Consider the following 9,611-nt stretch of genomic DNA (forward strand, 5'->3'; position numbering starts at 1 on the left):
GGCGCGGACGCATCGACCGTGACGCCACTCAAAGAGGTCGACAAGGACGGGCGCCGCTGGCGGATCGGCACCGCCGGCGACGTCGCCTGGTTCGCCGGGCAGACCACGCAGGGCCTCTCGATCACCGCCGCGATCCCGCCGGTGTTCGACGCGTACGCCACGTTCCATCCGCCCGACGGCGTCGGTTTCGCCGCCCACGAACGTGCCGTGGTGGACGAGTTGGTCGCGTGCACCCCGGACCAACCCTGGTGGCTGGGCTACCTCGACACCGGCGCCCACGACGTCGTCTTCCCGCGCGCCCCGAGGGTGTCGCTCTACTCGGACTATCCGTACGTGCTGGTCGAAGCCGGACCTGAACAGGCACTGACCTGGAGGGTCGGTCACATGCGCGGCGATGGCCCGCTGCCGGATCTGTTTTTTCCGGCGGATCGCTCCTGGCTCGTCTCCGCGCTGTGGGACGACACCTGGACCGACTTCGGCGCCAGCGCCGCTGTGGTTGCCCGCCTGCAGCGCAATCCGCTGGTCGCCGCGCGCCCCGTCAGCCTGGACGAGGACGCGTGCCCGCCCGGACTGACCCGCGAGTGACCACTGCCGAGGGGACCGTCAGATAACGGTACTTTACATAATGTGCATTATCGAATCGCGGTGGGAACGGCTGGACAGGGGACAGCCATGAATCCCCGCACGACGTAGCGTCATCAGTGGTCGCTGTCTCGTGAACTGTTGGCACGCGCACCAGTCAGACCTCACAGCAGACCAGGAGGAGACGCGGCGTGGGGATGGTCGAGACGGCGTTGCTGCGCCTGGCCGGCTCGGTGGTGACACCGGCAGTGAAACGGTGGCTGGGACGCCGCCGGGAACGCCGGGAACGTGAGACGCCGCTCATCGAGCTGATCGGCTCCGGGATCACCGATGACCTCGGCCTGCGCCGGGCGGGCCGGCGGTTGGACGACATCGTCGACACCGTCTACGAACGCCTGCAGCCACTGGTTCGCCGCCGGGAGCCGGCGCTGCCCGACAACGAGATCGCCGCCGCCCTGAACGCGGTGGCCGACACGCTGCGCGACGCGGACCTGTCCGACGCCGCGGTGTTCGCCGACGACGTCGACCCCGCACTGATGGCCACCCGACTGCGCCGGCAACTGCCCGACGTTCCCGCGCGGGCGGGTCTGAGCGAGGCGGCAGCACACCTGTACGGACGGGTCCTCGACGAGTGCTGCACCTGCCTGACCCAGTTGGTGGTGCAACTCCCCCCGTTCCAGGGTCGCGCCACCGTGCAGACCCTGGAACGGCTGTCCGCGGTGGCCGACAGCCTGACCCAGGTCCTGGCCCGGCTGCCGGTGACCAGTCTGGACGCCCCGACCGGGACCAGTCATGACGCCCAGTTCCGGACCCGGTACCTGGCCCACCTGCTCACCGTGCTGGATCATCTGGAGCTGTTCGGCGTCGACGTGCACCGCTACCGGTTGCGTACCCCGTTGAGCATCGCGTACATCAGCCTGGCCGTCACCGGCGGCACCACCCGTGGCCTGCGCCGCAGTGGGTTCCGCTGGGGTCCCGGCCTGCTGCGCTCCGACGGCGGTGGTGGTGACAGCGCTTCGGTACGGGCCGAGCAGGCCCTTGGCGACGCGGCGCGGGTCCTGCTGCGTGGTGACGCCGGCTCCGGCAAGACCACTCTGATGCAGTGGATCGCGGTCACCGCGGCCCGGCACGGGTTCACCGGAGAACTCGACACCTGGAACGGGCGTACCCCGTTCCTGATCCGGCTGCGGGACCACGTCGCGCAGCCATTGCCTCCCCCGCAACGGTTCCTCGACCTGATCGCCGCCACGATCGCCGGGCTGATGCCTCCCGGCTGGGTGCACCGCCAACTCGGCACCGGGGCGATCCTGTTGGTCGACGGCGTCGACGAGGTGCCCGAGGGCCAACGGCGGACGGTCCGTGACTGGCTGCACGGCCTGCTGTCCGCCTACCCGGACCTGCGGGTGGTGGTCACCTCCCGGCCGGCTGCCGCGTCGGCCCGGTGGCTGAACACCGAAGGTTTCACCTCGGTGTTTCTGGAGCGGATGGGGCCGGCCGACGTCAAGGCGCTGATCCGGCACTGGCACGAGGCCGTCCGGCGCGCCGCCGACCTGCCCTGCGAACCCCATCTGCTGCCCGGCTACGAACAGCGGCTGCTCGCCCAGCTCGACGGCAGCGCCCACCTGCAGAACCTCGCCGGCAGCCCGCTGCTCTGCGCGATGCTGTGCGCGCTGAACCTGGACCGGGACAGCAACCTGCCCCGCAACCGGATGGACATCTACCAGGCTGCCATCGACATGCTGCTGCACCGCCGCGACTCCCAACGTGGAGTTCCCACCGCGCTGCCGGAACTGACCAGCCGCGACCAGGCGCAGCTGTTGCAGGAGGTCGCCTGGTGGATGACCCAGAACAGCCGCACCGAGCTCACCCGCGCCGAGGCGACGCAGCGCTTCGCGCATCGGTTGGCTGGGATCCGGCACATCACCGCCCCCGTCGCCGCCGTGCTCGAGCACATGATCCAACGCAGTGGGGTCCTGCGTGAGCCGGTGCCCGACCGCATCGACTTCGTCCATCGCACCTTTCAGGAATACCTGGCTGCCCGGGAGGCCGCCGACCAGGGGCACACCGGTGCCCTCCTTGAGCACGCCCATCTCGACACCTGGCGCGAAACCATCATTCTGGCCGCCGGTCACGCCAACGCGCCGGTCCGCAGGCAGCTCCTCGCCGGTCTGCTCGCGCTCGCCGACGAGCGACCGAAGCAGGCCCGAAGGTTGCGGCTGCTCGCCGCGGCGTGCCTGGAAACCGCGCCAGCGGTCGAGCCGGAAGTCCTTGGCCGGATCCGTTCCCACCTGCGTGAGCTGCTGCCCCGGTCCGTTGCCGAGGCCCGGTCCCTGGCGGCCGTGGGAGAACCGCTGCTCGCCGAGCTGCCGGCGGATCTCAGCACGTTGAGTGAGGCCCAGGCCGCCGCCACGGTCAGGGCTGTGGCGCTGGTCAACGGTCCCGATGCGCTCGCCACCCTCGCCCGCTACGGCACCGACCCGCGACCTCGCGTCCAGCAGCAGCTCATCACGGCGTGGGAGTACTTCGACCCCGCCGACTACGCCGACCGGGTCCTCGCTGACGCCCCTCTTGAGGGTGGCGAGGTGACGATCCGCAGCGCAGCCCTGCTCCCCGCGCTGCCCCGGCTGCGCCACCTCACCAAGACGGTCATCCGCAGCGACGAGAAGGTGGACCTGGCCCAGCTGTCTGCTGTGCCGCACCTGACCGAAGTTCACCTGACCGCGAGAGGGATCGTTGGCGACCTTGGGCAGCTAGCCAGGCACCTCGAGCTGGAGGTCATATGGTTGCGCGCCGATCAGCAACTGTTGAACCTCTCCTCGCTGCGAAAATTGCGCAAACTCGCCTACCTGTCCTTGTGGGGCCTCGCACCTCACCAGGACCTCACCGCCCTCACCTGTTTGAGGCAGCTGGAATGGCTCACTGTGAATGGTGTGGAGCTCAGCGCAGGTCATCTCGCTGAGCTCCACACGCTGAGATATCTGAATTTCAGTCCAGCCTCGCTGTGGGATCCGGCGATGCTCGATCCTCTGCAGAAGCTGACGCAGTTGGCGATCTACAGCGATGTGGGGCCTGTTGGTGGAGTTCGTGAGCTGGCGGTGAAACTCCGGCAGCTGAAAGTTACGTATCTAGCGCTGAGCGCTTGCGCGTGGCTGTCTGACCTGGCCCCGCTGGCCGCAATCGACACCCTGACCGAGCTGGTGATTGACGGGACGCCCGTCACCGATCTGAGCCCCTTGGCCGGGCTGCCTCACCTGGGCTGGCTGAGCATCGGCAACAGCGAACACGTGTTCGACCTCGCTCCGCTCGTCGGTCTGCCAGCGCTCAAGAACCTCTGGATCGGGGACTCGGCGCCCGGACTCGATCTGACACCGCTACACGGAAAACGCCTGACCGTGCATCTCGCGCGACGCGTCACGCTCGCCGATACCGCGCCCCCGGACGGGGTGCGCATCAAACGCGTCGGTTGAGTGTTCCGAGGCTGAGCGAACCCCGTGGCCTCGTGGGCGGGGTCCGCTCCCCCACTGACGCGTCTCAGTCTCGGGTGCGGTGCAGCCAGTCCTGGGTGAGCGATCGCAGCAGGGCGGGTTGTTCGTACGGCAGGTAGTGCCCGGCTGTGTCGATCACGGTGTAGGTGCCGCGCGGGTAGTGGCGCATGGCGCGGAACTGGTCGGCGTAGCCGATGATGCGGTCCTGCCGGCCGGTGATCACGCTGACCGGGCCGTCGAAGACGACGTCGGCCTCCTCGTCGGGTAGCGCGTAGCCGGGCCCGGTCTGGAGTTTCTCTTGGAAGGCCGGGTCGCCGGGGCCGCCGGAGTTCAGTGCCGCCAGCACCGTCGCGACGACGGCCGGGGTGCGGTGGCCCAGTGCGGCGTCGAGGTGTTCGTGCAGGGCGGCGGGGGCGTCGTCGAGCCAGCCGGTGGGTGCGTCGAGTGGTGGGTCGGCGGGCAGGGTCCGGGTGTGGCGGGCGATGGTGACGCCGGGGCAGACGAGGAGCAGGCCGCGGACGAGGTCGGGTCGTTGGCGGGCGATGCCGGCGGCCAGGTACGCGCCGTAGGAGCTGCCGGCGAGCAGGGCTGGCGCGTCGAGGTGCTGGTCGAGCCAGGCGCAGACGGTGTCCAGCGTCGCCTGGGAGGTGGGTGGGCAGTGTGCGGGGGTGTCTCCGTGGCCGGGCAGGTCCAGGTAGATCTCGCGGAGGCCCGCGCCGGCGAGGGCGGGGCTGAGGGCGGCGGCCGTGGCGGCGCGGCTCATGCTGAACATCGGTAGGCACACCACCGCTGGTCCAGTGTCCGCTGATTGGTCGAACGCCAGGTTCATGGCGGGGTCCTTGCTGGAGTCGGCGGTGGTTGGCTGCTTCACCGTCTCATGGGCGGTGGCCGGCCCGCGCGCCGTCGAGGTCGAGGGGCCGGCTCTGGACCCCGGTGTTGGGCACCGTCTGTGGTCGCTGGTCGTTGGTGGGCACCGGCCGAAACGGCCGGTGCCCACCAACAGCGGCGCGGTACGGCTCAGCGCCAGGGCACCTGTGGGGACGGGTAGAAGTCGACCTGTTGCAGTCGCCAGCGGGGTGCCTGCTCCCCCAGCCGGGTTCGGAACGATTCCCAGTCGTGGCTGGCGGAGGTGGACCAGCCGAGTTCGGCGATCGCGGGTAGGCGGGGGAAGGCCATGTATTCGATGTCGTCGAGGGTGCGCAGGGTTTCGGACCACAGGGGTGCCTCGACGCCGAGGATGGCGTTCTCGCCGACGCCGGTGACCCGGGTGGCGGGGTCCCAGCCGTACGCGTCGGACACCTCGATCAGGCCGGCCCAGCGCAGGCCGAGGCGGGTGTTGGCGTCGTACTTCATGTCCAGGTAGGCCTTGTTGGCCGGGGACATGATGATTTTGTTGCCGCGGGCGGCGGCCGCGGCGAGGCTGGCGTTGGTGGTGCCGGTGCCCCAGAACTGGGCGACAGCGTCGGTGGGCGGGTCGGCCTGGGTGATCTCGTTCCATCCGGAGGCGCGTTTGCCGTACTTGGCGACCAGGGGCAGGACCCGGTTCATGAAGGTGCGGTAGTCCTCGTCGGTGGTCGCGTGGGCTTCGTCGCCGCCAATGTGCAGGAACGGTCCGGGGGTGATGGCGGCGACCTCGCGGATGACGTCCTCGACGAATCGGTAGGTGAGTTCGTCGTTGATGCACAGGGAGCTGTAGCCGACCGCCATGTCGGTGCGCGGGGGCGGCGCGACGCCGTCGCAGTTGAGTTCGGGGTATGTCGACTGGGCGGCGTTGGTGTGCCCGGGCATGTCGATCTCGGGGATGATCGTGATGTGTCGCGCGGCGGCGTAGGCGACGACGGCCTGGTAGTCGGCCTTGGTGAGGTATCCGGGGCCGGCGCCGTCGACTCCGGTGCCGGGTCCGCCGCCGACGGTGGTGAGGCGGGGCCAGGAGTCGATCTGGATGCGCCAGCCCTGGTCGTCGGTCAGGTGCAGGTGCAGGTAGTTGATTTTGTACTGGCTGAGCAGGTCCACGTAGGCGGTGATGTCGTCCACTGTGTGGAAGTGCCGGGCGAGGTCGAGCATCGCACCCCGGTAGGCGAAGCGTGGGTAGTCGATGATTCGTCCGCCGGGGACTGTCCAGGTGATGCGCTGCCGGTCGGGTGCCTCGATCTGGGCGGGGAGCAGTTGGCGCAGTGTCTGGGTGCCGGCGAACAGGCCGGCGGGGGTGTTGGCGCGGATGGTGACGCCGCGGCGGGTGACGTCGAGTTGGTAGCCCTGCTGGCCGATGCGGTTGTCGGTGCCCTCGATGAGCAGGGCGATCTCGGGTAGCGGGGTGGAGCGTACGGGCAGGACGGGCAGGGGGTGGCCGGTGGCGGGGCGCAGGGTGGTGGCGAGTTGGTGGCCGATCTGCCGGGCGGCGGTGGAGCCGGGGGTGGTGCGGATGACGGTCAGCGGGGTGATCCGGAAGGCGTTGTGTGCGTCGGGTCGGGTTTCGACGGGTGCGGGGATGACGTCGCTGAGCTGCCGGGCTGGTGTGGTGGGTGCCGCGGCGGGGGCGGGTGTGGCGGGCAGGGTGAGTGGGAGCGCGAGTGCGGCTATGGCCAGCAGCCGTGTGGTGTGTCGGCGACGCACGGTACCTCCAGGCCTCGTCATGATCGACCTTCGTCGATTAGAATCGCAGGCTACCGGCGCCCTGCCTGTACTGTAAACCTTCCTTAAGGTAAGGGCGTGTCGAGACAGCGTTGTCGCCGACCTCACGTGTGCCGCTCGCGGGGGAATTCCCGCGGCGGGTCGTGCCGTTGTCCGTTCGGAAGATCAGAAGCACATGATCGAATGGAAGTGCCATGCACATGCGCTCAGACGCGGTAGTGCTGTTCGGCGTCACGGGAGATCTCGTCTCGAAGAAGCTGTTCCCGGCGCTGTACGAGTTGACCCGGCGCGACCGCCTCGACGTCCCGGTGATCGGCGTGGCCCGCTCCCCCTGGGATGATCAGCAACTGGTCACCATGGCGCGCAAGTCGGTCACCGAGGCCAACGACGAGATCGACGACGAGACCTTCGACCGGCTCGCGGACAACCTCTCGATGATCTCCGGCAACTACGCCGACCCGGCGACGTACGAGCGGCTGGCGGAGCGGCTGCGCGACGCCGAGCGGCCGGTCTTCTACCTGGCGATCCCTCCGGCGGTGTTCGGCTCCGTCGTCGAGGGCCTGGCGGCCGTGGGTCTGGCCGACCGGGGCCGGGTGATCGTGGAGAAGCCGTTCGGGCGTGACCTGGAGTCCTCCCGCGAGCTGGATCGCACGCTGGGCGCGGCCTTCGCGCCGGAGCGGGTGTTCCGTATCGACCACTACCTCGGCAAGGAAGCCGTCGAGGGGCTCTACGCCTTCCGGTTCGCCAACCGGCTGTTCGAGCCGTTGTGGAACAACGAGCACATCGACAACATCCAGGTCACCCTCGCCGAGGGTTTCGGCACGCAGGGTCGGGCCGGCTTCTATGACACGGTGGGCGCGACCCGGGACGTGCTGCAGAACCACATCCTGCAGGTCGTCGCGCTCATCGCGATGGAGGCGCCGGCCAGCGAGGACACCGTGGCGTTCCGGGAGGCGGAGGCCGCGGTGCTGCGGCAGATCGCGCCGCTGTCGCCGCAGTCCACCGTCCGGGGGCAGTACGCCGGCTACCGCGACGAGCCGGGCGTGGCCCCGGATTCCAACACCGAGACGTTCGTGGCGACCCGGTTGACCGTCGACTCGCCCCGCTGGGCGGGTGTGCCGTTCTACCTGCGTACCGGCAAGTCCCTGCCGGGGACGGCGACGGAGGTCGTGGTCGAGTTCAAGCAGCCGCAGCGCTCGCTGATTCCGGCCGAGCGGGGCACGGCGACCGCGGCGAACCTGCTGCGCTTCCGGCTGGGGCGCGGTGACGGCATCACCATGTCGATCCAGGCGAAGAGCCCGGGCGCCGAGGTGGCGAGCCGACCGGTGGACCTGTCCGTCGACTTCGGCGCCGCTCTCGGTCGTCGCCAGGAGGCGTACGAGCGACTGCTCGACGACGCCATGGACGGGCAGCACCTGCGCTTCGCGCGGGCCGAGACGATCGAGCAGGAGTGGCGCATCGTCGAGCCGATCCTGGATCTGCCGACGCCCGTGCGGTCGTACGAGAAGGGCAGCTGGGGTCCGGCGGACGCCGACGCGCTGGCTGGCGGCTGGCATGTCCCGGACCTGCGCTAGCTGCCGACGCCGCGGCGCGCGGGTGGCTGACTGACCGCTCAGCTCAGCGGAGCGACCGTCCGGCGACGGTGAGGTTTGCCGCTCACGAGTGCGCTGGGCACGTTGGGGGCGACGTTTCTCGTCCTCACCGAGAGGAAGCAGCGCATGCTTTCCGCACTCGATCGTCGGCACACCGTCGCGCCGCCCGGCTACAGCCGCTGGCTCATCCCCCCGGCGGCGTTGGCCATCCACCTCTGCATCGGTCAGGTCTACGCCACCAGCGTCTACAAGAACTCCCTGATCGCCCACTTCGACACCAGCCAGACGGCGATCGGGGTGATCTTCAGCATCGCGATCGTGATGCTCGGGTTGTCCGCGGCCGTCGCCGGGACCTGGGTGGAGGCGAACGGGCCGCGCAAGGCCATGTTCGTCTCAGCCTGTTTCTGGGCGGCGGGTTTCCTGGTGGGTTCGCTGGGCATCGCCACGAAGCAACTGTGGTTGCTGTATCTGGGCTACGGGTTGCTCGGCGGCATCGGCCTGGGCATCGGCTACATCTCCCCCGTCTCCACCCTGATCAAGTGGTTCCCGGACCGGCCGGGCCTGGCCACCGGGCTGGCGATCATGGGGTTCGGTGGTGGGGCGATGGTCGCCTCTCCCCTGTCCCGGCAACTGCTGTCCTTCTACGACGCCGGCTACGACCCGGCCAACGCCGGGTCGACGGCCTCGGGCAGCGCCCTGGTGTGGCTGTTCGTGACGCTCGGCCTGGGCTACTTCGTGATCATGATGTTCGGGGTGGCGAACGTGCGGGTGCCGGCGCGGGACTGGCGTCCGGACGGTTTCGACCCGGCGAGCGTGGCGGCGAAGCCGCTGGTCACCACGGCGAACGTGTCGGCGGCCAACGCGGTGAAGACCCGCTCGTTCTGGCTGCTGTGGGTGGTGCTGTTCTGCAACGTGACAGCCGGCATCGGAATCCTGGAACAGGCCAGCCCGATGATCCAGGACTTCTTCCGCGACAACGGCACCTCGGCGGTGACCGTCGCGGCGGCCGGCGGGTTCGTGGGCCTGCTGTCGCTGTTCAACATGGCCGGCCGGTTCGTGTGGTCGTCCACCTCGGACGTCATCGGCCGCAAACCCATCTACCTGGTGTACCTGGGTGTCGGCATGGTGCTGTACGCGCTGCTGGCGCTCGTCGGGCAGACCTCGACGGCGCTGTTCGTGCTGTTGGCGTGCGTGATCCTGTCGTTCTACGGCGGTGGGTTCGCGACGGTGCCGGCGTACCTGCGTGACCTGTTCGGCACCTTCCAGGTCGGCGCGATCCACGGGCGGCTGCTGACCGCCTGGTCGGCGGCGGGCATCGCGG

The 9,611-nt window shown here is 69.5% G+C and carries 6 protein-coding genes; 4 read left to right on the forward strand and 2 right to left on the reverse strand.

Annotated features, from left to right (window positions below; translation table 11 throughout):
* Window positions 1-18 precede the first annotated feature (18 nt).
* Entirely contained in the window at window positions 19-585 is a 567-nt protein-coding gene (locus tag KBX53_RS36300) for a hypothetical protein (RefSeq protein WP_309140757.1), read from the forward strand.
* Between the two features lie 194 nt (window positions 586-779).
* Window positions 780-4,049 carry an NACHT domain-containing NTPase gene (locus tag KBX53_RS11775; protein ID WP_247675481.1) on the forward strand — a complete coding sequence of 1,090 codons (3,270 nt, stop codon included), beginning with the start codon at window positions 780-782 and terminating at the stop codon, window positions 4,047-4,049.
* 64 nt (window positions 4,050-4,113) lie between these two features.
* Here KBX53_RS11775 and KBX53_RS11780 read toward each other — a convergent pair whose 3' ends face one another.
* Window positions 4,114-4,938, reverse strand: coding sequence for an alpha/beta hydrolase (locus tag KBX53_RS11780; protein WP_309140755.1), 825 nt, complete (start codon window positions 4,936-4,938; stop codon window positions 4,114-4,116).
* A gap of 146 nt (window positions 4,939-5,084) precedes the next feature.
* Window positions 5,085-6,680: a beta-N-acetylhexosaminidase gene (locus KBX53_RS11785; protein WP_309140756.1), complete on the reverse strand. Its 1,596-nt coding sequence runs from the start codon at window positions 6,678-6,680 to the stop codon at window positions 5,085-5,087.
* Window positions 6,681-6,892: 212 nt separating this feature from the next.
* Between KBX53_RS11785 and zwf the strand changes: the two genes are divergently transcribed.
* Together zwf and KBX53_RS11795 are read left to right on the forward strand one after the other, a co-directional pair.
* Window positions 6,893-8,272, forward strand: a complete 1,380-nt coding sequence (gene zwf, locus KBX53_RS11790; RefSeq protein WP_210859141.1) for a glucose-6-phosphate dehydrogenase — start codon at window positions 6,893-6,895, stop codon at window positions 8,270-8,272.
* 144 nt (window positions 8,273-8,416) lie between these two features.
* Window positions 8,417-9,611, forward strand: a 1,195-nt coding sequence (locus KBX53_RS11795) for an OFA family MFS transporter (RefSeq protein ID WP_210859142.1), incomplete at its 3' end; no start/stop codon positions are given.

It is taken from the genome of Micromonospora sp. M51 (genome assembly GCF_018070305.1).
Taxonomy (GTDB): domain Bacteria; phylum Actinomycetota; class Actinomycetes; order Mycobacteriales; family Micromonosporaceae; genus Micromonospora; species Micromonospora parva.